16 protein-coding genes are annotated in these 24,704 nt (G+C 70.7%); 3 read left to right on the top strand and 13 right to left on the bottom strand.

Translation table 11 applies throughout. The features are described from left to right. Positions 1 to 6: 6 nt before the first annotated feature. Both dnaK and MJ876_RS13015 read right to left on the bottom strand, forming a co-directional pair. Positions 7 to 1,923 (bottom strand): molecular chaperone DnaK, encoded by a 1,917-nt coding sequence (dnaK, locus tag MJ876_RS13020; protein WP_374202477.1) that lies wholly within the window; start codon positions 1,921 to 1,923, stop codon positions 7 to 9. 109 nt (positions 1,924 to 2,032) lie between these two features. Continuing rightward, positions 2,033 to 2,929 carry an MEDS domain-containing protein gene (locus MJ876_RS13015; protein WP_240236729.1) on the bottom strand — a complete coding sequence of 299 codons (897 nt, stop codon included), beginning with the start codon at positions 2,927 to 2,929 and terminating at the stop codon, positions 2,033 to 2,035. Positions 2,930 to 3,179: 250 nt separating this feature from the next. Here MJ876_RS13015 and MJ876_RS13010 point away from each other — a divergent pair, with 250 nt between their 5' ends. Further along, positions 3,180 to 4,031 carry an aldo/keto reductase gene (locus MJ876_RS13010; protein WP_240236728.1) on the top strand — a complete coding sequence of 284 codons (852 nt, stop codon included), beginning with the start codon at positions 3,180 to 3,182 and terminating at the stop codon, positions 4,029 to 4,031. 42 nt (positions 4,032 to 4,073) lie between these two features. Beyond that, positions 4,074 to 4,853 (top strand): SDR family oxidoreductase, encoded by a 780-nt coding sequence (locus tag MJ876_RS13005; RefSeq protein WP_240236727.1) that lies wholly within the window; start codon positions 4,074 to 4,076, stop codon positions 4,851 to 4,853. Between the two features lie 98 nt (positions 4,854 to 4,951). Here the strand turns inward: MJ876_RS13005 and MJ876_RS13000 are convergent, their stop codons facing one another. The 8 genes from MJ876_RS13000 to MJ876_RS12965 all read right to left on the bottom strand — a co-directional run bounded on the left by MJ876_RS13000 (position 4,952) and on the right by MJ876_RS12965 (position 13,444). Then, a complete protein-coding gene (locus MJ876_RS13000) occupies positions 4,952 to 5,737 on the bottom strand; it encodes an ABC transporter ATP-binding protein (RefSeq protein WP_240236726.1) in 786 nt (261 codons plus the stop codon). A gap of 22 nt (positions 5,738 to 5,759) precedes the next feature. Further along, positions 5,760 to 6,869: an iron ABC transporter permease gene (locus MJ876_RS12995; RefSeq protein WP_240236725.1), complete on the bottom strand. Its 1,110-nt coding sequence runs from the start codon at positions 6,867 to 6,869 to the stop codon at positions 5,760 to 5,762. Further along, a complete protein-coding gene (locus MJ876_RS12990; RefSeq protein ID WP_240236724.1) occupies positions 6,866 to 8,143 on the bottom strand; it encodes an MFS transporter in 1,278 nt (425 codons plus the stop codon). Before MJ876_RS12990 ends, MJ876_RS12995 begins: the two co-directional genes overlap by 4 nt. Beyond that, complete coding sequence (locus MJ876_RS12985; protein ID WP_240236723.1) at positions 8,140 to 9,462, bottom strand: opine metallophore biosynthesis dehydrogenase; 1,323 nt, start codon at positions 9,460 to 9,462, stop codon at positions 8,140 to 8,142. Before MJ876_RS12985 ends, MJ876_RS12990 begins: the two co-directional genes overlap by 4 nt. Continuing rightward, positions 9,459 to 10,307: a hypothetical protein gene (locus MJ876_RS12980; protein ID WP_240236722.1), complete on the bottom strand. Its 849-nt coding sequence runs from the start codon at positions 10,305 to 10,307 to the stop codon at positions 9,459 to 9,461. Before MJ876_RS12980 ends, MJ876_RS12985 begins: the two co-directional genes overlap by 4 nt. Next, positions 10,300 to 11,187: a hypothetical protein gene (locus MJ876_RS12975; protein WP_240236721.1), complete on the bottom strand. Its 888-nt coding sequence runs from the start codon at positions 11,185 to 11,187 to the stop codon at positions 10,300 to 10,302. Before MJ876_RS12975 ends, MJ876_RS12980 begins: the two co-directional genes overlap by 8 nt. Continuing rightward, complete coding sequence (locus tag MJ876_RS12970) at positions 11,184 to 12,197, bottom strand: ABC transporter substrate-binding protein (RefSeq protein ID WP_240236720.1); 1,014 nt, start codon at positions 12,195 to 12,197, stop codon at positions 11,184 to 11,186. The genes MJ876_RS12975 and MJ876_RS12970 overlap by 4 nt, the downstream gene beginning before the upstream one ends. Before the next feature lie 326 nt (positions 12,198 to 12,523). Further along, positions 12,524 to 13,444 carry an oxidoreductase gene (locus MJ876_RS12965; protein ID WP_240236719.1) on the bottom strand — a complete coding sequence of 307 codons (921 nt, stop codon included), beginning with the start codon at positions 13,442 to 13,444 and terminating at the stop codon, positions 12,524 to 12,526. Positions 13,445 to 13,659: 215 nt separating this feature from the next. On the opposite strand from MJ876_RS12965, the gene MJ876_RS12960 reads away from it, so the two are divergent. Continuing rightward, the gene (locus tag MJ876_RS12960; RefSeq protein WP_240236718.1) at positions 13,660 to 16,572 is read left to right on the top strand and encodes a M36 family metallopeptidase; all 2,913 of its coding nucleotides are present in this window, start codon (positions 13,660 to 13,662) and stop codon (positions 16,570 to 16,572) included. 318 nt (positions 16,573 to 16,890) lie between these two features. Here MJ876_RS12960 and MJ876_RS12955 read toward each other — a convergent pair whose 3' ends face one another. The 3 genes from MJ876_RS12955 to MJ876_RS12945 are packed head-to-tail and all read right to left on the bottom strand — an operon-like array spanning position 16,891 to position 24,663. Beyond that, positions 16,891 to 20,244 carry a Swt1 family HEPN domain-containing protein gene (locus tag MJ876_RS12955; protein WP_240236717.1) on the bottom strand — a complete coding sequence of 1,118 codons (3,354 nt, stop codon included), beginning with the start codon at positions 20,242 to 20,244 and terminating at the stop codon, positions 16,891 to 16,893. A gap of 1 nt (position 20,245) precedes the next feature. Beyond that, complete coding sequence (locus MJ876_RS12950; protein WP_240236716.1) at positions 20,246 to 21,922, bottom strand: DUF262 domain-containing protein; 1,677 nt, start codon at positions 21,920 to 21,922, stop codon at positions 20,246 to 20,248. Beyond that, positions 21,922 to 24,663 (bottom strand): DUF1156 domain-containing protein, encoded by a 2,742-nt coding sequence (locus MJ876_RS12945; protein ID WP_240236715.1) that lies wholly within the window; start codon positions 24,661 to 24,663, stop codon positions 21,922 to 21,924. The genes MJ876_RS12950 and MJ876_RS12945 overlap by 1 nt, the downstream gene beginning before the upstream one ends. Between the last annotated feature and the right edge of the window lie 41 nt (positions 24,664 to 24,704).

Below are 24,704 nucleotides of genomic sequence, written 5' to 3'. Positions count from 1 at the left end.
CGTCCCTCAGTGGGTCGTGAACTCGGCGTCGATCACGTCGTCGGAGTCCTCGCCCGCTCCTGGGTCGCCCGTGCCGCCCGTGCCGCCGGTGCCGCCCGTGCCGCCCGTGCCGCCGGAGCCGGCCCGAGCCCGGTCGGAGGTCCCCAGCGCCTGGGCCATCTGGTGCAGCTCACCCGTGAGGGCGCGCAGACGGTCGATCGGCGTCTCGTCGGTGAGGGCGGCGCGTGCGTCGCCGACCAGCATCTCGGCGCGCGCCCGGTCGTGCTCGGCGAGGGCGCCGTCGGCTTCGTCGAGGCGTCGCTGCACCTGGTAGGACACCGAGTCGAGGCCGTTGCGGGCGTCCACGAGCTCGCGGAGCTGGGCGTCCTCGCTGCGGTGCACCTCGGCGTCCGACACCATCCGCTCGACCTCCTCGGGGCTGAGGGTGGAGGTCTCGCTGATGGTGACCTCCTGCTCGGCGCCCGTGTCGGTGTCCCTCGCGGAGACGTGCAGGATGCCGTTGGCGTCGAAATCGAAGGTGACCTCGATCTGGGGCGTGCCCCGGGGCGCGGGCCGGATGTCCTCCAGGCGGAACCGGGCGAGCACCCGGTTGTCGCCGGCCCGCTCGCGCTCGCCCTGCAGGACGACGACGTCCACCGCCTCCTGGTCGTCCTGGGCGGTGCTGAAGACCTCGGTGCGACGTGCCGGGATAGTCGTGTTGCGCTCGATGACCCTGGTCATGACCCCGCCCTGCGTCTCCAGCCCCAGGGAGAGCGGCGTGACGTCGAGGAGCAGGACGTCCTTCACGTCGCCCTTGATGATCGCCGCCTGGACCGCCGCGCCCAGGGCGACGACCTCGTCCGGGTTGACGGTCATGTTCGGGTCCTTGCCCCCGGTCATCCGGCGGACCAGGCCCTGCACCGCCGGGATCCTCGTCGAGCCGCCGACGAGGATGACCTCGTCGATGTCGTCCGCCGTGAACTTCGCGTCGGCCATGGCCTGCTCGACCGGGCCCATGCAGCGGTCCACGAGGTCCGCGGTCAGCTGCTCGAACGTGGAGCGCATCAGGGTCACGTTGAGGTGCTTGGGGCCGGAGGCGTCCGCCGTCACGAACGGGAGGTTCACCGCGGTCTGCGTGACGGACGACAGCTCGACCTTCGCCTTCTCGGCGGCCTCGAACAGCCGCTGCAGGGCCTGGGGGTCCTCCCGCAGGTCGATGCCGGTCTGGTTCCTGAACTCGTCCGCGAGGTGGTCCACGATGCGCCGGTCGAAGTCGTCCCCGCCGAGGTGGGTGTCGCCCGCCGTCGACCGGACCTCGACGACGCCGTCGCCGACGGTGAGGATGCTGACGTCGAAGGTGCCGCCGCCGAGGTCGAAGACCAGGACCGTCTCGTTCTCGAGCTTGTCCATCCCGTACGTCAGGGCCGCCGCCGTGGGCTCGTTGATGATCCGGAGGACCTCGAGACCCGCGATCCTGCCGGCGTCCTTCGTGGCCTGGCGCTGGGCGTCGTTGAAGTGCGCCGGGACCGTGATGACGGCCTCGGTGACGCGCTCGCCGAGCGCCTTGCCCGCGTCCTCGGCCAGCTTGCGCAGCACCTGCGCGGCCAGCTCCTCCGGCGCGTAGAGCTTGCCGTGGACCGAGAAGCGGACCGCGCCGTCGGGACCCGGGACGACCTCGTAGGAGACCGTGTGGAGCTCGCTCTGCACCTCGTCGTACTTGCGGCCGATGAAGCGCTTCGCCGAGTAGATCGTCCCCCGGGGGTTGAGGATCGCCTGCCTGCGGGCCATCTGGCCCACGAGGCGCTCGCCGTTCTCGAGGAAGGCGACCACCGAGGGCGTCGTGCGGTTCCCCTCCGCGTTCGCGACGACCTGGGGCTGGCCGCCCTCCATCGCCGCGATCACCGAGTTGGTCGTTCCCAGGTCGATACCTACAGCCTTGGCCATGACGCCCTCCCGTGGATCCTTGCCGGATCCGGCCATGCTGTCGCCGGGCGCGGAGCACCGGCATCCCGTGATCGGGGGCGTTCGTGGCCCGGCGGTCACGGGCCGGGTCTCAGGTGCTCGGGCCCCGGGACCGGAGGGCGAGGACGGTCAGCTCGACCCGGGAGTGGATGCCGAGCTTCACGTACATGTGCTTGAGGTGGGCGTCCACGGTGTGCGGGGAGACGGACAGCTCCGAGGCCATGACCCGGTTCGTCATGCCGCTCGCCGCCAGCTCGGCCACGCGCAGCTCGGCGCCGGTGAGGGACAGCCAGCGGCTCGCTCCCTCGGGGCCGGGGCCGGGGCGCGTCGCGAGGGGGTAGCGGGCGCCGGCCTCCAGCGCGGGCCGGGGACGGGCTCCGGGCGCCGGGCGGTGACGGTGGTGGAGCACGCTCCCCTCCAGCAGGACCGTGGAGTGCACCCGCAGGAGGTCGACGAGCGTCTCGTTCCCGAGGCGCCGCAGGTCGTGCAGGCAGAGGAACACGGCCGGGACCGCGGCGAGCACCGCGCCGACCGCCGACTCGTGGTCGAGGAGGTCCTGCACGGTCGGCTGCCGCGTCCAGGGCATCTCCGCGGCGGCCCGCACGGCCGGGACGTCGGGCCTGCCGGACGACGCCGTCGCCGTCGTCGTCGCCGTCGCGAGGAGCCTGGTCGCGCGCTCGACGGAGAGCTCCCCGGGTCGGGAGCAGACGTCCGAGGCCGGGTGGACGTGCAGGCGTCCGCCGCCGGCCGCGGCGGGTCCACCGGCTCGCCGGCGCGTGCCCGCCGGATCCATCCCGTCGACGAGGCACAGGCACTCGTCGCCCGCGCGGAGGCCCTCCCGCAGGAAGGGGAGCAGCACCCGGTCCCGCTCCTGCGGCCCCGAGTAGAGCGCGCAGACGTGCACCCTGCGGCCGGGCCGCGGGCGCGGCGACCGGGACGCGCCGCTACCGGTCGCGGGTCCGGGCTCCTCGGCGTCCGTCGTCCTCACGTCCCACCCCGTCGGGTCCCCCTCGTCGTCCTCCACCCTCGGCGGGGGGTGAGGTGACGCCGCACTGTGGCTCGACCATGCCCGTGCGCGGAGCCCGGCACAATCGGTCGTTCTGCCCATGGGCAGGCGAGCCCCGGGCGGCACGGGTGGGCCGTTCTGCCGATGGCGCCGCGCCGGCGGTCGCCGGTTGACTGCACGGACCGGTCCGGCGTCGCGTCCGGGCCGGTCCGTCGGACCCACGAGGAGGACCATGCGCCCCGAGACAACCGTTCCCACGGTGCAGCTGCCCGCGGGCGAGTCCGTCCCCGCGATGGGTCTCGGCACGTGGTACCTCGGGGAGGACGCCGGGCGGCGGGCCTCGGAGGTCGCCGCCCTGCGCCAGGGGCTGGACAGCGGGCTCACCCTGGTCGACACCGCCGAGATGTACGGCAGCGGCGCGGCGGAGGTGCTGGTCGGCGAGGCCCTGGGCACACGCCGGGACGAGGTGTTCCTCGTCAGCAAGGTCCTGCCCTCGAACTCCGGGTACGAGGACACGCTCGAGGCGTGCCGCCGCAGCCTCAGCCGCCTCGGGACCGACCGGCTGGACCTGTACCTGCTCCACTGGCGGGGGCGGGTGCCGCTCGCCGAGACGGTGCGCGCCTTCCAGGAGCTCGTCCGCCGGGGCATGATCCGCTACTGGGGCGTCAGCAACTTCGACCTCCACGACATGGTCGAGCTGGAGGACGTCCCCGGCGGGGAGGGCGTCCAGGTCGACCAGGTGCTGTACAACCTCACGCGACGGGGCATCGAGTACGACCTGCTGGACACCATGCGGGTGCAGGGCGTCCCGGTCATGGCCTACTCACCGATCGAGCAGGGCCGTCTGCTGGACCACCCCGCGCTGGCCGCGGTCGCCGAGCGGCTCGACGCCACGCCCGCCCAGGTCGCCCTCGCCTGGGTGATGACCCGGGAGGGGGTCCTCGCCATCCCCCGGGCCGGCACGCCCGAGCACGTCCGGGAGAACAGGGCCGCCCTCGACCTGCGGCTGGGCGAGCAGGACCTGCAGGCGCTGGACGAGGCCTTCCCGCCCCCTCGTCGGCACCAGCCCCTCGAGGTGCTCTGACCTCTTGACCTCGAGCGCGCTCGAGCTCCTAGCGTCGCGGACATGGACGACACGACGCGGGACGAGGGACCGGCAGCCGTCCTGGTGCTCGGGGCCACGGGCCGGACCGGCCGTCACGTGGTGGACGGTCTGCTCCGGAGGGGCTCCCGGGTGCGGGCCCTGGTGAGGAGACCGGACGAGGCCGCCCTGCCCGACGGGGTGGTCGTCGTACCGGGTGACCTCGGTGACGCCGCGTCCGTCGCGCGGGCCGCGGCGGGCACGCGGGCGGCGTTCCTCCTGTGGCCGGGACTCGAGGCGACGGGCGCGGACGGCGTGGTGCAGGCGCTGGCCGAGCACGTCGACCACGTGGTCCTGCTCTCCGCGGCCGACCTGCACGCGACCGGACCGGACCGGCCGATGCCGGGGGTGTGGGCCGACCTCGAGTCGCTCCTGCTCCGGGCGCGCACGACGCACACGTTCGTGCGCGCGGGCGGCTTCGCGGCGAACACCCTGGGGTGGGCAGAGCAGGTACGCCGCGGCGACACGGTGCGCCTGCCGTTCCCGCGCGCGGGCAGGTCGCTGGTCGACGAACGGGACCTGGCCGAGGTCGCGGTGGCGGCGCTGACCGAGCCGCGCTGGCGGGGCAGCGCCCTCACCGTCACCGGCCCGGAGACCCTGACGCAGGCCGAGCAGGTGCACACCGTCGCCGAGCTCCTCGGGCGTGCGCTCCGGGTCGAGGAGCAGCCGGCCGAGGAGGCCCACGCGGAGCTCGCCGCCGGCCTCGGTGAAGCCTTCGCCCGGTCGTCGCTCGCCTACTGGGCCTCGCTCGTGGCGGGCCCCTGAGCCGGTGCGGGAGACCGACGTCCTCGAGGTCCTCGGCCGCCCCGCGCGCCCGTACGCCGCCTGGGTGGCGGAGCACCGGACGCACTTCGGCGGCTGACTCACACCCCGGACGGGGACGTGCTCTGCTCCTCGACGGGGCTGAAGAACAGCTGCAGGCAGCCGTCGACGGTCATCGGGCGGGCCTCGATCCGGTAGACCTCGCGCAGCAGCTCCGGGGTGAGCACCTCCGCCGGCGTGCCGGTGGCGACGATCCGGCCCTGGTGGAGGGCGACCAGCGTCGTGCAGTAGCGCGCGGCGAGGTTGAGGTCGTGCAGGACGACGACGGTGGTGACGTCGAGCCGGCCGACCATGCGCAGCAGGTCGTGCTGGTAGCCGATGTCGAGGTGGTTGGTCGGCTCGTCGAGCAGGAGGTGGTCCGCGCGCTGGGCGAGCGTGCGGGCGACCAGCACCCGCTGCTTCTCGCCGCCGGACAGCGTGGCGTAGCGGCGCTCGGCGAGGTGCCGGGCGCCGACCCGGGCCAGGGACGCGGCGACGACCCGGTGGTCGTCGCGACCGAACGCCGCGAGCGCGCCGCTGTGGGGGGCGCGGCCGAGCAGCACCATGTCCGCCACCGTGACGGGCAGGTCGGACGGCGTCTCCTGGGCGACCACGGCGATCCGCCGCGCGAGGTCGGCGCCGCGGAGGCCCGCGACCGGCTGGTCGTCGACGGTCACGAGACCCGCACGGGGCCGCAGGGCGGCGTACAGGGTGCGCAGGAAGGTGGTCTTGCCGCTGCCGTTGGGCCCGATCAGGCCGACGACCTCCCCCGGGCCGGCGCTCAGCCCGACGCCGTCGACGACGAGGTGCTCGTCGTAGCCGACGGAGACGTCACGGGCGGTGATCACGGTGGGGTCCTCCTGCTCAGGGTCAGCGGGTCGGGTTGAGGCGTCGGACGAGCACGAACAGCAGCGGCGCCCCGGCGATGGCGGTGATGATGCCGAGCGGCAGCTCCTGCGGGGCGAGGACGATACGGGCGAGGACGTCGGCCCACACCAGGAACACCGCCCCCAGCAGCGCGGCGACCGGCAGCAGCAGCCGGTGCGCGGTGCCGACGCACATCCGCGCGACGTGCGGGATGATCAGGCCCACGAAGCCGATGCCGCCGGACGCCGCGACCAGCGCCCCGACGCACAGCGCGGTCACCGCCATGACCACCGCCCGCAGCCGGTTCGGTGAGATCCCCAGCGCCTGGGCGGTCTGGTCGCCGATCGCGAGGGCGTCGAGGTGGCGGGCGCGGGCGAGCAGCAGCAGCGTCGTCACGAGCACCACCGCCCCCGTGACCAGTGCGGTCTGCCCGGTGGCGAGGGTGAGCGAGCCGAGGGTCCAGAACAGCACGGAGCGGCCGGCGTCCGGGTCGTCGGAGGCGAAGATCAGGAACGAGGTCGCCGCCTGCAGCACGTAACCGACCGACACCCCGGCGAGGACCAGGCGGGTCGAGGTCATCTGGCCCCCGACCCGGCCGAGCAGGAACACCGCGACACCGGCGGTGAGCGCGCCGACGAAGGCGCTGCCGGCCAGCGAGCTGGAGCCGATGCCGGTGCCGACCCCGAACAGGATGGAGGCGGCGGCCAGGGTGGAGGCGCCGGAGGTGACGCCGAGGAGGTAGGGCTCGGCGAGGATGTTGCGGGTCAGCGCCTGCAGGGCGACCCCGGCGATCGCGAGGCCGGCGCCGACGGCCGCGCCGAGGAGCACCCGCGGGGTGCGCAGCAGCCAGACGATCGACTCCTGCGCGGGCGACCAGGTGACCTCGACCGGGACGCCGAACACGTGGTGGCCCACGACCCGGGCGACCACGTCGACCGGAACGGCCACCGGACCCAGGGCGACGGCCAGGGGCAGGGAGACCAGCAGCGCGACCGTGAGCCCGCCGACCCAGGCCAGGCCGCGGCGGCGCCGGCGGTCGTGGTCGAGGTCGTCGAGCGGGTCGAGGTCGGGCAGCGCCGTCCCGGGGCTGACGGCCTGGCCGGTGGCGCTCACCGGGGTGCCGTCCGGGGCGCGGTCCGCGACGGGGCCGCCCGCAGCGTGAGGGCGGCGGCGAGCGCCACGAGCGTGAGGACGACGAGGACGACGGCGGCGCCGGCGTACCCGGCCACGCCCAGGCCGGCGCCCGCGGCGGCGGTGCCGAGGAACAGGCCCAGGCTCATGCCCGCCGAGTTGAGGCTGAGCGCCGGCCCGCGCACCTCGGCGCTGCGCCGGACGAGCAGCGTGACGACCGCGGCGGCGACCACGGCGTGGCTGACCGACAGCACGGCCGTGCCGAGCAGCGCGAGCGGCAGCACCGGGGCCGTGTAGACCCCGACCAGCGCCACCAGCGAGACCAGGAGGCTGAGCGCCATGACCCGGACGGCGCGGTCGTCGCTCTCGTCGGCGTTGACGAGGCGTCCCGCGAGGAGGTGGCCGACGAAGAACGACCCGCCGCTGACCGACCAGACGAAGGCGAACAGCGCCGGGGACAGGTCGAACCGGTCGGCGTACAGCGGCGCCAGGAAGGCCAGGTGCCCCATGAAGGCGCCGGCGCGGGCGAACGCGACGACGAGCAGCGCGCGGGCGCCGGGCACCGCCGAGAGGCGGCGGAAGGCGGCGAGGTAGCCGAGCCGCTCCGGCGGCGGGGCGTCGTCCGACCGGGTCCGGCCGAAGCGCACCAGGACGGGCGCGAGCAGGAACGCCAGCACGGCGATGGCCACCAGGTCGCCCTGCCAGCCCCACCACAGGGTGGGCAGGACGATGAGGGGCGCGCCCAGCGTCGAGGCCAGGGTCTGCGCGGTCATCACCAGGGTCGCGGCGCGGCTCGCGGCGGGCCCGGAGCCGAACCGGTCCGCGGCCGCGGTGGACAGCGCCGGGTAGAGCAGGGCGTTGGACACCCCGGTGAGCAGGCAGAACGCCGCCAGGGCGAGCCACCACTCCAGGCTGCCGACGAGCGAGGCGACGCCGAGCAGCACCAGCGCGACGGCGGCGACCTGTCCGGGCGCGATCCGCGCCAGCAGCGGGGCCAGCGCGACGCCGGCCACGACGGCCCCGATGCCGCCGAGCCCCCGCAGCGACCCGACCTCGGCGGTGCCGTCACCGGCTGCCCGGGCGATGTCGACCAGGAAGGTGGTGAACACCGTGAAGGGCAGCAGCCCCACCGCGGAGGCGAGCAGCGTCGGCCAGACCGCCGCGACGACCTTCCGCTCGCTGGGCAAGGCCTCCGGTCCGGAGGTCCCCGTGCCGCTCTTCGTGTCCTTCTCCGTGCTGCTTTCCCTGCTGCTCACACCGTCACCCCCAGGCCGGCGCGGACCATGTCGACGTCGGCGTCGAAGTCCTGCACGACGAAAGCCTCCGACAGCGGGTCGGGACGCAACGCCCCCGCCGCCCGGACCAGCGCCTCCTCGTAGGCGCCCAGCAGACCGTCGATGGTCGGGCAGGCGACGCCCAGGTGGCGCGCGACGCCCTGAATGACCTTCGTGCGGTAGTAGTCCTCCTTCGGCATGCGCGGCACGTCCCACTCCCCCGCCGCGTTGCGGCCGACCCCGCGGATCGGGATGCCCGAGAAGTCGAAGTAGCGGCCCTCGGCGTCCGGCTCGGAGAACGGGTCGATGAGCAGCGAGGCGTAGCGGACGTAGACCAGGTACTCCTGGTGCACGCGCGGCAGCGACGGGAACGCCGCGACGTCCGCGGGGCCGATGCTCTCCGGCCGCACGGGGTAGCTGTCCTCGAGCATGAAGGCGAGCAGGTTCACGCCCGTACCTCCGAGCGACTCGACCACCGCGGTGAGCTCGCGCCAGAACGCGACCATGGTGGCGATCAACGACGGCGTGACCGGCCCCTCGGGGTAGAGCTTGTAGACGTAGCGGGTCGGCGCCGGTCGCTCGGAGCCGGGCGTCAGCACCGGGCCGAACACGGCGTCCAGCGTCACGTCGTTCATGAACAGCGCGGGGTGGACGTACAGCGAGATGTTCCGGGACTCCGCCTCGATCGGCTGCGCGAGCAGCTCGAGGTGGCAGCCGACCGAGGCGTGCAGCGCGCGCAGGCGCTCCAGGGCGGGCGAGCCCGGCAGGGTGGACGCCGCATAGGTGCGGCGCTTGACCCCGGCCGTGAGCACGGCGTCACCGGGGCTGCCGCCGGGCCAGCGGGTGTCGCCGAGGTAGCTGGAGAAGCTGATGACCTCGGGGGCGGCGCCGGCGCGAGCGGCGTACTCGCGCACCAGCGACGCCGAGCCCAGCGTGGGCGAGAGCAGGACGACGCGGTCGAGCCCGCGCAGGACCCCGCCGTCCAGCTGCTGCAGCACGGCGACATAGGCGTCCGCGGTCACGGTGAGCACGAGGGTGTGCCACTGTCCTGCGACCGTCGGGTAGCCGCGGAACCACTCCGTGAGGCGGACCTCCCCGGCGAGCGGGCGGTGCGCGTCGTTCTGGACGTCGACCCGCAGGGTGCCGCCGCTCGCGCCGAGCGCGGCGAAGAACCCCTCCGAGCGCGCCGACTCGCGACCGACGACCGCGACCGGCCCGCCGAGCCTCGAGAGCATCACCGCGGTCTGGACCGCGGTCGGCCCGGTCCCGGCGACCAGGACCTTCCCCAGCTCGTGTGTCATCGTCCCGCCTCTCTCGTGCGTGGTTTCGTGTAGACCGCGACGTCGAAGACCTGGCCCGGACGACGGACCGTCTCGGCGAGGCGCCACCGCTGCGGGTCGACCTCCTGCCGCGGGTAGTTGAACAGCGACTTCAGGCCGTCGCCGTACCGCATGGCGACGACGACGTCGTCGCGGGTGACCGGGTGGAGCCGGTCGAGCAGCGCGTACTTCACCGGGATGGTGGAGCTGAACACCACGTGGGTGGCCCGCCGTGCGAACTCCAGCTCGTCGGGCTCCCGGCGCTCGATCGTGATGTCGGCGCGGGGGTCGAGGTGACCCACGACGCGGCGCCCGAGGTCGACCGCCTCGGGGTCGATGTCGACCCCGGCCACGGCGGCGTCGGTGAGCGCGGCGACGTGCAGCAGCGTCATCGGGAACGACCCGGAGCCGACGAGGAGCACTGACGACGCCGAGGTGGGACCGAGCGCGCCGAACTCGTCGGCGATGCACGACTCCACGTTGGCGAAGTAGCCCGTCGTGGCCTCCGCGCCGTCGAGCAGCCGCAGGGCGCGGTACTTCTCGGTGATCGCCGCGCACCGCGCCGACACCGCGCGCAGGTCGTCCACCAGCGTGAGGGCGTCGGGGTCGGCGACGAGCGCGGCGAACGGTGCCTCGTGGCGCTCGTCGGTGACCAGCGCGGCGTACTCGGCGGTCGCCTGCTCCAGCGCGGTGGCGTGGCGGGTCGAACCGTCGTAGGAGGCCACGGCGTCGGCGAAGCGACGCCGGAAGTCCTCGAGGACCTCGCGCAGGGCCGCCGCCCCGGAGGCGTCGGGCACGTGCCGGGTGGTCGTGGTCGTGTCAGTCATGGACGTACGCCGTCCCCTCGGCCACGACACGGACCCGCCCGCTGATCCGCAGGGCGGTCCCCCCCTCGTCGTCCACGTCGGCGCGGACGTGCATGGTGCCTCCCGGCTGCAGCAGGTCGGTGCTCACCGGTGCGCCGGCGGCGTCGGCGAGGTGGGCGCCGACGGCGGCGGTCCCGGACCCGCAGCTGCGCTCCCAGACCAGGCTGTCGAGCGACGGGACGGCGACCAGCGGCGCCAGCTCGAGGCGCTGCGGGTCGTAGAGCATGACGCCCACCAGGGGCACGTCCTCGGCGGCCGCGAGCTGCGCGGCGACCTGCTCGGCGTGCGCCCGGGTGGCGGGGTCGAGCTCGTCGCACTCGACGACGAGGTGCACGGCGTCGTCGTAGCGCACCAGGCTCGACCCGCCGGTGGCCGGGCCGCCGAAGGGGTGCGGCTCGACGCGGTCGGGCGCGGGCATGGGCAGCTGGCACTCGTAGTCGTCGCCGTGCCGCTCGACCCGGCACGTGAGGGGCTCCTCGACGCCGGAGGACTCGACGGTGACCTCGGTGCGCTCGCCGTCGCGCAGCCCTGACTCGAGCGCGGTGAGCGCGGCCAGCGCCATGCAGGCGTTGCCGCAGAACTCGTCGCCGGCCATGTGCAGCCGCACGTGCGCCGCCGGCGTCGTGGCCTCGCGGACGAACCCCACCTGCTCGGCGTGCACGTGGGCCACCGAGAGCAGCTGGGCGGCGATCGCGCGGTACGACGCGACCGGGTGGACGCTGCGGACGAGCACGGTCATGTTCTGCGTCGGGCTGAGCTTGACGAAGTCGACGCGCGTCGCCTGCGTCGTCTGCTGTGCCCGGTGGGCGCTGGGCGCGGGGAGGGTCTCCTGCGCGCTCACCGGGCCGACAGCCGCTCGGCGAGCTGCTCGAGGCCGTCCACCGCGAGGGGGCCGGGCGAGGTGTAGAAGTAGTTGAGCGGCACGACGGCCGCGTCGTCGTCCACGGCCTCGACGCCGTCGAGCTCGGGGCGGCCGCGCAGCTCGTCGACGACGGCGTCGTCGGTCTCGAGCTCGGAGGAGCCGGTGGGCAGGTACATCGCGAAGACCAGGTCCGGCTCGCTGCCCACGACCTCCTCGCTGCTGGGCTCGAAGTAGCGCTTCGGCACGTCGGCGAACACGTTCTCCAGGCCAAGCGCCGCCATCTGCTCGGAGACGAGCGACTGGCCGCCGTACGAGCCGAGCGGTCCCCCGGCGGCGACGTACAGCGGGACGGCGGTGGTGCCCGCGGCGGCCTCGACCTGCTCGGTGGCGGCCTGGGTGCGGGCCCGCATGTCGGCCACGGCGTCCGCGGCCTCCTGCTCGGTGCCGAACAGCTCGCCGTAGGTCTCGACGTCGCGGTAGATGAGGTCGAACCCGCTCGCCCCGCCGGTGGAGCGGCCCTCGATGCCGGCGCAGTAGCCGCTCACGGTGACCAGCTGGATCCCGGCAGCGTCGAGGCGCTCGGCCAGCGAGTCGATGTCGACGCCGGAGGTGATGTCGGTGCCGATCACGGTGTCGACGCCGGCGTTGACGATCATCTCGAAGGAGACGTCGTGCGAGTCCTCGGTGACCCGCTCCGCGCCTTCCAGCACGTCGGCGGTCTCCGGCTCGAAGGGGACCTCGAGGCTGCCCGCGTAGTGAGTGATGCGGTCCCCCGCGCCCGCCGCGACGAGCAGCGACGGCGCCTCCGAGCCGACGGCGAGCACCCGCTCGGGCGGCGCGTCGAAGGTCACCTCCCGACCACAGCTCTCGACGGTGACCGGTGCCGCGTCGCCGGACGCGCTCGTCTGGCTGTCGGCCGGGGCCCCGCACGCCGCGGTCGCCGCCGCCACGAGCGACACCACCGCGACCACGCTGCTGCGCCTTCTCATCTGATGGTTCTCCGTTCTCCGGGCGCGCCGAAACGCCCCCGCCCGAGATGTGTGAGCGGACGCCACGGGGCACGCCCGCGCTACGCCTCGCTCGGTGAGGACGGCACGACCGTAGAGAGAATGATTTTCAAAGTCAATGTGCGTCCGAGCCAGGACGCGCGGGGTCGTCAGTGCATCGTCGGTCCCGCGATCGCCGGGACGCCGCTGCTGCGTCGTGAAGACGACCTACGCGTGGACGGCCGGGGTCGTGGCGGGGCCTGAGCGGCGGCGGTGACGGACCGCCGGCACCCGGACGCCGAGCCGACCGCGTTGGAGGAGCCTGGGGCTCAGCCCAGGTCGAACCGCACCCCGGTCCACTCCTCGGCGCGGTCCCACAGCTGCGCCGCGAGGTGGGTGTCGCGCGCGTGGCGGGACAGCTTCGCCGCGCCCAGACGGCCGCGGGTCTCCCGCAGACCGGTGGGCCCGACGTACGACCCGGGCTCGGCGTACGTCGCCGCCCACAGCGTGGGGTTGGCGCCCGCGGCGGAGGACTGCGTCAGGACCGCCCCCACCACCGGGGCGACGTACTTGACCAGGGGCAGGCCACCCAGGCCGTCCTTCGACGTGACGAGGCCCGTGTTCGAGACGCCGGGGTGGCAGGCGGTCACGGTGAGCGGGGAGCCAGCCGCGGCGGCGCGGCGCTGCAGCTCGAACGCGAACAGCAGGTTCGCCAGCTTGGAGTTCCCGTACGCCTGCGACGCCGAGTAGGCAGCGCGGTTCGCGTTGCCGGCCAGCACGCTCTCGTCACCTTGGTGGTGGGCAATCGAGGACACCACGACCACCCGCGGGGCCGCGGCCTCGAGCAGGCGAGGCATCAGCCGACCGGTGAGGGCGGCGTGGCCGAGGTGGTTCGTGCCGAACTGGAGCTCGAAGCCGTCGGAGGTCTCGCGGTAGCGCGGCGGGGCCATCACCCCCGCGTTGTCGACGAGGAGGTCGAGCGGGCCCGTCCAGCCGTCGGCGAATCGGCCGACGGAGTCGAGGGAGGCGAGGTCCAGCTCCGCTACCTGCACGCCGTGCCCGATGTCGGACTGCGCGCTGCGGGCCCTGTCGAGGGACCGGCACGCGATCGTCACCTCGGCGCCGTGCTCGGCCAGCGCCTTCGCGGCGTGGAAGCCGATGCCGGAGTTCGCGCCGGTGACGACCGCACGGAGGCCGGACAGGTCCGGGAGGTCGGCCGGGCCGAAGCCCGCCAGGTCGGGGGTGCTCACGTCGGTCGTCCTGTCGGGTCGGCGGTCATCAGGCACCCCCATCGTCCCGCCGCCCCCCAACCGCCCGGCCGCCGGCCGACCGAACACATAACGATTTCTGCACATCTTGCGGCAGGTCTTCGTGATCTGTGGGTTCGGTGTGAGCGTGAACGCCGTCACGACTCGGTGACAGACCATCGACCGCGTCTTCTCGGGACGCAGAAGGTAGACACGTCATGCTCCGCACCATCTCGGGTGCGGTCGGAGCACTGAGCGCCGCTGCCGTCGCAGGCAGCCTCCTCCTTCCGGCCACAGCCGCCACCGCCCACGAGGGTGACCCCCTCACCGAACCGACCACCGGCATCCTCGGCACCGGGGTCGACGACCGCGACCTGGACGCCCGCGACGGCGTCGTCGCCCCCACCGTCACGCAGCGCGCCGCCGACCGTCGCACCGACGCCGACGTGCGCTGGAACGCCTTCGGGACGCCGGGGACCGTCGCCACCGACGACCAGTCGCTGGTCGCCCGCGGCCTGCCCGCCTCCCCCGAGGCGACCGCCCGGGGCTACCTGCGCGACAACCTCGCGCTGTTCGGCCTGGACGCCGACGACGTCGCCGACCTGGACACCCTCGCCGTCACCCCCGTGGGCTCCGGCGCGATCGTGACGTTGCGCCAGCGCATCGGCGGCCTGCCGACCACGCAGGGCGGTCTGGCCACGGTCGTCGTCCGCGACGGCACCGTGCTGCAGGCGTCCTCGACGCTGTCGCGCGACAGCGCCGTCCTGGGCGCGGCGTCCGCGATCAGCGCCGACGAGGCCCGCGACGCCGCGATCGAGGCCTCCGAGCTGTCGGCGGACGACGCCGACGTGCTGCGGACCCGCCAGGTCGTCGTCCCCACCGCCACCGACGGCGCCCGCCGCGCGTTCGAGGTCGTCGTCGCCGAGACCGACGGGCACGGCGCCGCCTACACCGTCCTGGTCGACGCGGCGGACGGCGGACTGCTGGTCCGCGAGAGCCTCGTCGACCACCTCGAGGACGACAACCCGCGCTGGGACGTCTTCCCCGCCACCCCCGCCGACAACGACGACACGCAGCGCGACGCGTGGTGCTGGGTCGCCGGCGCCGCCTGCGACGACGTCGTCGGCAACCCGGCGTCCCCGGACCCGTGGGACGTCAACCCCGACACCGGCCAGTCCACCGGCACCACCGTCGGCAACAACGCGATCAGCGGCAAGTCGTGGACGCTGCCGCCCAACCAGAAGTCCGTCGAGCGGACCGCGCAGGCCAGCCCCGACCGGGAGTACGGCTACTCCTTCGACAACGTCTGGCACGAGTCCGGCTGCAGCCCCGACGCGTTGACCACGGACGACGGCAACGACGTGGACGCTGCGATCGCGAGCCTCTTCGCCCACCACAACCGCCTGCACGACTTCTCCTACAACCTCGGCTTCACCGAGGCGACGTGGAACGCGCAGCAGAGCAACTTCGGGAAGGGCGGGCTCGGCGGCGACCCGGAGATCGGCAAGGCGCAGTCCGCCGCCACGCTGAGGACGCGCAACAACGCCAACCAGTACTCCACCCCGGACGGCGTCGCCCCGTGGAGCAACATGTACCTGTGGCAGCCCATCGCGGGCGCCGCGAACGTGCCCTGCGTCGACGGTGACTTCGACGGCACCGTGATCGGCCACGAGTACACCCACCTGATCAGCAACCGCATGATCGCCGGTCCCGACTCCGGCCTGTCCGGCTACCAGGCCGGCGGCATGGGCGAGAGCTGGTCGGACCTCGTCGCGATGGAGTACCTCTTCGAGCTCGGCGAGCGCCCCAAGGGCGACACGCCGTACGTCACCGGCGCCTACGTCACCGGCGACGACCGCCAGGGCATCCGCAACTACGACATGTCGAAGAGCACCCTGAACTACTCGAACGTCGGCTACGACGTCGTCGGGCAGAGCGTGCACTCCGAGGGCGAGATCTGGTCGGCGGCGAACTTCGCCGTCCGCCAGGCGTTCATCGACCGGTACGGCGAGGGCACGCCCGCCCAGCTGCGCGCGGCCGCGGACGGCGACGTCCCCGCCGGCCAGGCCCCCGGCAGCCGCCGCTGGATGCAGCTGGTCTTCGACGCGTGGCTGGTCCCCGCCACCGGTCAGGTCTCGATGGTCGACATGCGCGACGCGATGCTCGTCGCCGACGAGCTCCGCTTCGACGGCGCCAACCAGGACATCATCTGGAACGCCTTCGCCGGCCGCGGCCTCGGCGAGACCGCCAGCTCGAACGGGCCGAACGACCTCAACCCGGTCCCGAGCTTCGCCTCGCCGTTCGCCAATGACGCGCAGGTGCGCTTCCAGCCCACGGGCACGGGCTCCAGCGCCGACACCGGCCCGGTGCGGATCTACATCGGCGAGTTCGAGGACGGCTCCTCCCCCGTCGCCGACACCGATCCCACCACTGCCCTCGGTGACCGTGCACCGATGGTCCCCGGCACCTACCAGGCCGTCGCGGTCGGCCCGAACGTCGGCCACCACCGCTTCGAGTTCACCGTCCGCGCGGGCCAGCAGCGCACCATCCCGGTCCGCGTCGAGGAGAACCTCGCCGCCTCGAGCCTCGGAGCCACCGCGGTCGGCGACGGCACCGGCGCGCAGGACCTCCTCGACGGCACCGAGTCGTCGGAGTGGTCCGCCGAGTCCCCCACGACCGAGGTGAACGACGTCGACGGGCTCGGCGTGAACGTCGACCTCGCCGGCGACGGCGCCCAGCAGGTCAGCCGGGTCGGGGTCAGCGCCTTCTACGAGGCCGGCAGCCGGTTCAGCGCCCTGCGCCAGTTCGCCATCGGCGTCTGCGACACCACCCGCGGCGCCGCCTGCACCGAGCGTGGGGACTACGACCGGGTGTTCGTCTCCAGCCCCGATGCCTTCCCCGGCGACGGCATGCGCCCGACCTCGCCCGACCTCAACGCCCAGTCCTTCGCCATCCCCCGGTCGCGCGCCACCCACATGCGGTTCGAGGTGCTCAGCAACCAGTGCACCGGCGGCGAGGACTTCCAGGACGACAAGGACACCGACCCCGCCAACAACAGCGACTGCCCCACCGGGGCACCCACCGTCGCGCGGGTCGTCAAGGCAGCTGAGCTGCAGGTGTTCCGCCGCTGAGGTGAACAGGGCACGAGAAAGTGCGTCGGACCGCCGGCTCCACGACGGGGGCCGGCGGTCCGCCGTTCTCGGAGAGCGAAGGACGAGAGCGTCGACGGACCGCGTCCAGTTGCTAGCCCGATCCCTGCGGCGAACTTCTACACGACCCGCCCGCCCGAGTCTGTCCACTCTTCAGGCGTTCGCCGTGTCGGGTTCGGAATCCCAATTGCCGCGACGGTATGAACGATCTCAGCCCCCATTCCCGCTATCACCGACGCTAGCAAAATCCAGCAGTGATCTTCGTCGGCGCCAGGTAGTCCGGACGTCGAGCACAGAAGACTAATTTTCTTCAAAGCCTGACTGGTCGAACTTGAGCGTCTTGGCGTTTTCAGAGACTGTCCGGACACGATTTTCGTTGAAGCCCTCGCTGTCGGTGGCCTCAATCTCGAGCCGGACCGTGACATGGGTGCTTTCGCCGGAGCGCAGGTGCGCCAAGACCTCATCCGCAACGTTCTTGAACTCGAGCGCGATCTTGTCGGAACTAAGGGTCTTTACCCCGTAAAACCGCGTCGGCCAGACGATGTCGACCTTCGGAGACGGGCCGAGGTCGGGTTGAGGGGTGGGCGAAGGGCTAGTGCCCGGCTCAGCGTCGGGGCCGGGAGCCGGCACCGGCTCGTCCGAGCGCTGCTTCTGCGCAACGTCCGGGCGGACCAGCAGGAGCGAGTCTGTCGCGACCGGCGCACTCCCCTTCTCCTCCGGCGTCCAGAGTCCGATGTAGCGTCCGGCCGACTCGTCATAGCCAGCCGCCAGCGCGAAAGCGTCCGTCTGCCAAATCATCGGCAGATCGACGATGCCCGCGTCGAGAACGGACCGGTCGCGCAGACGCGGCATGTACGGGTAGCGGCAGTAAAGCCCCCACAACGAGCCGAGCGAGACGTGGCCGTCCTTCCAGATCTGGGGCACCTTGCCGATGGCGAGTCGGATGGTCGCCGCGGCCTGGCGCGTCGACAGATCGCCGTCGTTCCCGAGTCGACGCGACACCCGGTCCGCGAGCGAGTCGGACTGCCCTTCGACCTTTGTCTCCCGGACAACGAACGGGGCGCCGGGGTCGGGCTGGGCCGGGACAAGGGCCCAGGTGAACGTCTGGAGCAGGCGTGCCGTGACTGTCTCGTCGGCCTGGGTCACCCGCTGCGACGCCTGGTTCTTCTGGTTCTGCGTCAGATCGAGGTCAGCCTCGTTCGACAGCACGTGCTTCCAGCCGAGGAAGTCGCGCGTAGCGTTGTCGAGCTCTTCGAGCCGAGCCTCGTCGGCCGCGAGATACACCAAGGCATTGCGGTGAGTGCGGTTTGAGCTGCCGCGCTGCTCGGTGGCCTTGTGGGCGAACTCCTTGGCCGCGGACTCTGCGCCCCGCTTGTGGGCGACCTTCGGGTGCAGGATGACGAGGCGAGCCTCGTCGGTGTCGGGAATGTCGGCGTTCGATTCAGGGCACACGTGTACGCCGGCAAAGTCGCCTCGCTTGCGGCCCTGGTCCTGGAGCCGACGGACGATCTCGGCCCAGACGTCTTCCTTGTGAAGGCGTTCGGCCTGGTCCTTCGCGGTGCGGGTGATGTTGGGCTGGACGTCGTACCAGTACTTGCCCGAGCCGGAGTAGAAGTACGTCGCACGGTCGCCAAGCTGCGTAAGTGCGGAATGGAAGTTGCCGGGGACATCGCCCGGGATTGCCGTTCCGAGGAACACACGCTGCGTCCCGATGCCCTTGTGCACCGAACCGGGAGCAATCGTCGGGGCGGCACCGAAGAACACAGTCCGGGCGAGACGCTTGGTCAGCGCACGCTGACCGAATAGCGGCTTCTCCTTGTCGATACGCGCCGGCTCAGAGTTCGAACCGTCGACGTCGGCATCGATGATCGCCTTCCAGGAGTCCTGGAGGTACTGCGTGAGCTCAGAGTTCACGTTCGACGTGGCGAGCGGGATCGAGGAAGGCATGATCATCGGCGACTGGTCTTCACCGGTCCACAATGCGTGAATGACCGTGCTCATCAGCCGCAGCACGCCACGGGTCCGCTGGAAACGCTCCAGCGACGACCACTCCTCGTAGAGGGTGTCGAACAGCTCGGGGTGGATCGGATAGGTCCGCTTGATCCGATCCTCGTAGGCGCCGTCGCGGGCGTCGCGCGGGAAGTCGTCAGAGAACTTGCGGTACATCTCGACGTACGCCCGAGCGGTCGCGCCGATCGCAGCGAGCGCAGCAGCGTCCGGCTGCTTGAAGAGCCGCTGCTTGACGATGTGATACGCCTCGTCGGACGAGGCAGGCCGCCATTGGTCCGCGACACGGCGTACTACGTTTTGGAGTCGCTTGAGCGCTTCGAGCCCGTTCTGGCCGCCGACCTCTTCAGCATTGCCGGCGACGATCTTGTCGGTGGCGTCGCCAGTCTCCGAAGCGGGGATAGAGATGGCGAGCAGGACGCCCTTGGTGCCCTTGGCTGCCTCTGTGAGCGACTGGGCGAACGTGAACTGGTCGTCGAAGGTGCCGCCGGCCAGGTCATCGCGACCCACGAGTGAGCGCGCGTACGCGACCCACTCGTCGATCAGGATGACGGCCGGCGCGTGCGTGGCGAGCAACTCATGGAGAGCTTCGCCGGGGTGGGTACGGTCCCGGTCGGCCTTGGCCACGACCGCGTAGGCGTCGGGGCCTCCGAGCTGCCACGCGAGCTCGCCCCAGATCGTGTTGACGTGGGTGCCATCGTCCTTGGTCACGCCGGACGGGCTGAAGTGGTTGCCGACGATGGCGACGCGATTGACCTTTGTGGCCGAGTAGCCGTTGGCGGTCAGGAGCTCCTGGGTCTCCTGCGGGAAGCTGCCGACTGGCAGGCCCGCGGCCACGTGCCAGAGCGAGAGCATCGAGTGGGTCTTGCCGCCACCGAAGTTGGTCTGAAGGTTGATGACCGGCGAGGCGTTGTCGTCTCCCGCGAGTCGACGGACCGCGCGCCCGATGAGGTCACGCAAACCCTCGGTCAGGTAGGTACGGCGGAAGAACTCGACGGGGTCGGCGTAGTCAGAGTCGACCTCTCCCCCGGTGGCGACCTTGTAGAGATCTGCGGCGAACTCGGAGGCGTGGAAGTTGCCGGTGGCGACGTCATCGTGGGGCTGGAGCACCTCGCGCCAAGGCCGCAAGCCCGCGCCCTCGGGATTGTCCACCGCGGCCTTCAGGACCTTCTTGTCATCCTTGTCGGCCGTGACACGGCGCAGGTTGAGTCGAATGCCGCGGACCTCATCGGCCTCCCTGGCCGCACCGATCAGCTTGAGGAGTCGCTCGCCGGTGTCGAGCGCCCGATAGGCGTCGTCGTCGGTGAACGTCTTGTTGTGCGCCCACTCGTTGCGCACCTCGCGAAGCTCGCTGGCGAACGTCTCGCCCGTGCGGCCGATCGCCTGGTCGAACGGATACCAGCCCGGCTTGAAGCCACCCGTGATGTTTCCTTCGGTGAGGATGCGGAACTGCACCTGGGGGTCCAGGGCGTCGTACGTCTTCGTCGACGGCGCACCGTTCTTGCTGTCCTTCGCCTGCACGAGCTTGGTCCAGACCGCGCCCAGCGATGGATTACTCTGGCCGACGACCGTCGAAATGAAGTCGTCGAGCGACGGTGCCAGCACCTGGAACATCCTGTCGATGCGGTCGCGGTTGCTCAGTGCCATGTCAGATGAGCTCCCATTCTTTGACGAGTCGCCCAAGAAGCTCCTCGTGGCGCGCTTGGACGACGCTCGGCGTCCAAGCGTCCTGTCCCAGTACTTGAGTCGTCAGCGCGAAGATCGCCACGCCGTTGGCGGTCGTGAAGTACTTCGCCTTCTTCTTGTCGAAGTCATAGCGCTGCGCCTCACTGTTCTTTGCGCGGTTCAGTAGTGCCAGGTTTCCGAGCTTGTGAGTCCACTTCGCCCGCTCCTCTTCAGTGAAGCTGGCGACCCACTCACTGTCGGCCTTCGGGTTCTGGGGCAGCACGTGCTCGACGGTAATCATCTTGTGCTGATAGCTCACGCCAGGCTGATTGGCCAGCAGCTCGTCGAGGCGCAGAAGCACGTACTTGCGGACGGGGTTGACCAGGTAAATGTCGCCGTCGAGCCGAGACCGGGTTGCCTCGATCTCCTCGCCAGTGAGCTCGAAGGCGGATGCGTGGAGACCTTCACCGACTTCGAGCTGCTTAAGCAGGTCGCCGTAGCGCGTGGTTCGCGGCGTCGAGTAAGTACGTCGGATGAGCAGGCTGGCCGCGAGCCGCTCAAGGCGCCGCAGGAACTCGGTCAGGAACGCCGGGTCGCTGGCGTGGTGCCGCATGGCCCAGAGTGCAGGCGGACGCCAGTCGTTGTTGTCGAGCTGCGTGAGCCGCGCAAGCCAGTTGTTGACGGCGCCCCACCCGCCGGTGGCCGGCAGGTTTTGGGTGATGAGGTGCTCGTAGGCGTCGGAGTAGGGAATCAGTACGTCGTCGACGAACGCCTTGCCCTTCCCCGGGAGGTAGCCACTCAGCACCTGCTCGTCGAACTCCTGCAGCAGCTCCTTCCTGGCGCGTTCCTTCGCGTAGATCATGCGGACGTGGCCGAATAGCTCGGCAAAGCCGTCACGCCCGAGATCCTGCTCCTCTTGCTCCCACTTGTTGGCGTACGACGAACGGTCGGCCTCCGGGATGTCTCCGATGATCATGGACTTGAAGATGTCGGGCGCGGTCAGCGGCAGTCCGCGGGAGTTCATGACGCTGAAGATTCGGAACGCGCTGGTCAAGTCAGGGGTGCTGACGACGACGAGGTACGTCCGGCCGCCGAGCATCTTGAACAAGGCTGTCCGCTCATCGTCGCTCCACTGTGCGAGCGCGTCGTGGAGGTGTATGGCGTTGTCGCGGATCGCCTTCTGAGCGTCGGTCCCGAGCGCCTGCGTGGGAAGCGCGATGAGGCCAGCGATAGCGCCATCGGTCTGGACATGATCGCGGAAGAAGGCGGCATCCCGTGCGCGCAGCCGCAGACGGGGGCGCGCCGGCTTGTCGTCCCAGACGACTTCCGGCTCCTCTATGAACTTGTGGATGTCGGCGCGCAGCGCCGCATTCTCCGTGAGGTCGCGCAGCACAGCGCAGAGGATGGTAAGCGTCGTCAGCCGCTGCTGTCCGTCGATCACCTCGGCGGCCGGGTTCCCCTTCTTCTTAACCAGGACAATGGAGCCCAGGAAGTAGGGCTCGTCGTTCGTGCTCGCGAGAGCGTCCTTGAGGTCGTCGAGGAGCTGGAGGGTCTGGTCCTTCCCCCAGGCGTAGGGCCGCTGATAGTCCGGAATCGTGAAGTCATACTCGGCGGAGAAGACCTTGCCGACTTGGACCTCGCCTGCGTCGAGCAGCTTCATCATTCGTCTCCCTCATCGAAGTCAAAGGCGCCCTGCTCGGCAGCAAGCTTCTTCACGCTCCGCGCCACCTCAAGAATCTCGGGCCAGCTGGTCACGAGGTTGTTGAAGCTCAGGGCGTCCTTCGTCCAGCCGTTTCCCTCAGCAATGCGGAACAGGAGGTGAGCAAGCTCTTTGACCAGGTCAGCGTCAACGGCGCCATCGGGGCGGGTCAGCGCCGCTTGGAGGAAGTCGCCGGCGGGTGCGATGCCATCTCGCCCCAGCACCCTGATCAAGTGGTGTAGGGCCTCCCAGTTCGACGTGTGAGCGTCCTTCAGCACGTCGTAGTCCCTGGGGAGGTCCGCAGGCTTGACCAATTGGACGTTGCCAGCGCGGCTAATCAGGATCTCGTCGCGGTCCATCGCTTCCACGCTGGTGTTCCGCGCGTTCGCGAGGTTATTGGCGTCGCCGAAGTCGCCGACGCCGTAGCCATTCAGGCGGTACCAAGCGATCGCGAAGCGCGACGTTGGATCGAACTCGCCCTCCTGCTCGTTCAAGACGCGGTCGAGGATCTCATTGATCCTTGCGAGCGCTGAGCGCACGCTCATCCGAGAGCCGTCCGGCTCAAGAACTGCGTCGTAGCGGCTGAACACCGCCATCCCTGGGCCGATTGCCGCCTGTGGCAGGTCTACTGGTGCCACCTGACCCTGTTGCAGCCGCCTCAAAGCGTCCGGGAGTTCCGCCTCCAGGGTCGCGATAAAGCCTCGGCGGTCGATCGAGAGTGAGCCTTCCGGCCGCGGCCGCAGCGACAGCACGATTGACGATGCCAGGGCGTTCGCTCCTTGCCCCCTCATGCGAGTCGTCATCTCGCTCCTCACGGGCCAAGTGCCAGTGATACTCCAACCAGAATCGATCATTCCCTCGAGAAGAGTCTCCCAGCCGGTCGAAGCCGTACCACTCTTACTGGTCTCGGCCTGCTTGAAAGCGTAATAGACCACGATAGGGAACTGATCGTCGGCCGACTCTCGGACCTTTGTAAATACTTTTCGGAACCCAGACTCGAAGAACGATTTCGCGCCGTCCTTCCCCTCGTGCCGGAAGGGATTGGCTACCAGCTCCTCGGCCTTCGGAACCAGCATCGTTCCGAAGAGGTCAGGATGAACCGAACCAAGACTCCTCCGCAGCCACACATAGAAATAGTCGGCTAGGTCCGAGTATCCGATGTTGTCATAATAGGGAGGGTCCGTATTTATCACTAAACCTACATATTCGCGCTCTGCGGCATTAGCTTGGGTAACGATTGCCGGGGCCGCTCCCCCAAGCTGCTCAAGCGAGCGCAACACAGTCGACAGACACGCGCCAAAGCTGCCGACGCTGCTCGGAGCAAGGGCCGAAGTCTCCGAGAAATCCCAGGTCATATTGACTGTCTGCTTGCCAAAGACCTGCTGCGACACCTGGCCGACAGGCTCCCAGCGGCAAAGCGACCCGCTCCAGTCACTGAGTCGCGACACGACGAGGCCAAGGTAGGTAGCGACAGCGTCGGCGTAGTCTGGGTGACCGCCATCCCTGATGACCCTGTTGCGCGCCTCCGCCACCAAGTCCGCGAGCGTACTCAGTGCGAGCAGTTGGCGAGACGTGAACAAGTCCGCCCAGCGGCGGAGCCCGTATGCCTGGACTCGAAACCCCAGAGCTTGCTTCGGTAGCTCGGCGTGCGCGGCTTCGGGAGCGACCACCTCCCGAGCGATCTTCTCGTGCTCGGGATCCGGATCGAGATACACCCGTTTCCGATCACCTTCTGCGACAATCGCAAGCAGCCGCGCTCCCATTCGACCTGCGGAAGCCTCCTCACGAAGGTAGGCGAATGACACCGCCGAGCCGCAAGCGATACAAGTTGCGCCAGTTGAAGTCATGGTTCCGACCACGTCGACCGAAGGCGGACTTCCCGCGCCCTTCGCCACGCTAAATCGCACGGTGGTGGTTCCGTCGCTGTCGGACTCGAGCCGGTAGGTAAGGTATGCCTGCTTCCCTGCCTTCTTGCTCAGCCACCACGACTTGGCAAGAGGCATCGCCATACCACAGGCGGGATTGGGACACGTCACCGTCCGGGCCCAGATCCACGACACGACGCGCATCCCAGCCGCGTCAGGATACAGATGACCGATGCGTGAATGCGCCTCCTTGCGCATCCATTCGCCATATGCGCGCACGTCCGCCGCGAGGCCCTGCGAACCTGTCCACGCCCCCATCCGGGACTCCGCAAGTCCGGGATAGACCGGCGCCGAGCTGTTGTGCTTGGCAGGTATCTCGATGAGGCATCGAACCAGCAGAACAGCGACCGGATTCAGGTCCGAGGCGACCGTCTCAGCACCGAGCCGCTGCGCCTCAAGGGGAATCGCTCCGCCACCTGCGAACGGATCCAAGACCTTAGGCACGAACCCGTTGTTTGAGTTCCGGATTTCGCAAGCCGCTGCCGCCAGCAACTGCGGGTTCCCTATCGCGTCCCAGGCGGCGAGGTCAGCCAAGAGGCTATGGAGGCGTTCCCGCTCCGCTCGCTGGGATGCCTCATCCGGGAAGCGCTCAGGTGCTGAGGAGGGGTCGTTCACCAGTTGGGCGAAGAGCATCGCCCTAGCAGCCGTGATTGGCCGTCGAGCCCACCAGTGATGAATTTGCTGCGGCTTCCCGACCTTACGCGCCTTCTCGGCCGCAGCAGCTCGGTTGATTGCCTCCAGCGGCAGAGCCACCTCGATCAGCTTGCGCTTGTGCACTAGTTCCTCGACCCTTCGTGCCCGAGATGACGGGCGAACCT

Origin of the sequence: Nocardioides sp. CFH 31398 (genome assembly GCF_022436705.1) — a bacterium.
Taxonomy (GTDB): Bacteria; Actinomycetota; Actinomycetes; order Propionibacteriales; family Nocardioidaceae; genus Nocardioides.
The sequence above is the reverse complement of the archived record's forward strand: the minus strand, read 5'-3'. Positions and strand labels throughout refer to the sequence as shown.

Bases quoted from the DNA above. Each gene is read 5' to 3' on its own strand.
- dnaK (WP_374202477.1), bottom strand. From the start codon at position 1,923: ATGGCCAAGGCTGTAGGTATCGACCTGGGAACGACCAACTCGGTGATC.
- MJ876_RS13010 (WP_240236728.1), top strand. From the start codon at position 3,180: ATGCGCCCCGAGACAACCGTTCCCACGGTGCAGCTGCCCGCGGGCGAG.
- MJ876_RS13005 (WP_240236727.1), top strand. From the start codon at position 4,074: ATGGACGACACGACGCGGGACGAGGGACCGGCAGCCGTCCTGGTGCTC.
- MJ876_RS12985 (WP_240236723.1), bottom strand. From the start codon at position 9,462: ATGACACACGAGCTGGGGAAGGTCCTGGTCGCCGGGACCGGGCCGACC.
- MJ876_RS12980 (WP_240236722.1), bottom strand. From the start codon at position 10,307: ATGACTGACACGACCACGACCACCCGGCACGTGCCCGACGCCTCCGGG.
- MJ876_RS12970 (WP_240236720.1), bottom strand. From the start codon at position 12,197: ATGAGAAGGCGCAGCAGCGTGGTCGCGGTGGTGTCGCTCGTGGCGGCG.
- MJ876_RS12960 (WP_240236718.1), top strand. From the start codon at position 13,660: ATGCTCCGCACCATCTCGGGTGCGGTCGGAGCACTGAGCGCCGCTGCC.
- MJ876_RS12955 (WP_240236717.1), bottom strand. From the start codon at position 20,244: ATGGCACTGAGCAACCGCGACCGCATCGACAGGATGTTCCAGGTGCTG.
- MJ876_RS12950 (WP_240236716.1), bottom strand. From the start codon at position 21,922: ATGAAGCTGCTCGACGCAGGCGAGGTCCAAGTCGGCAAGGTCTTCTCC.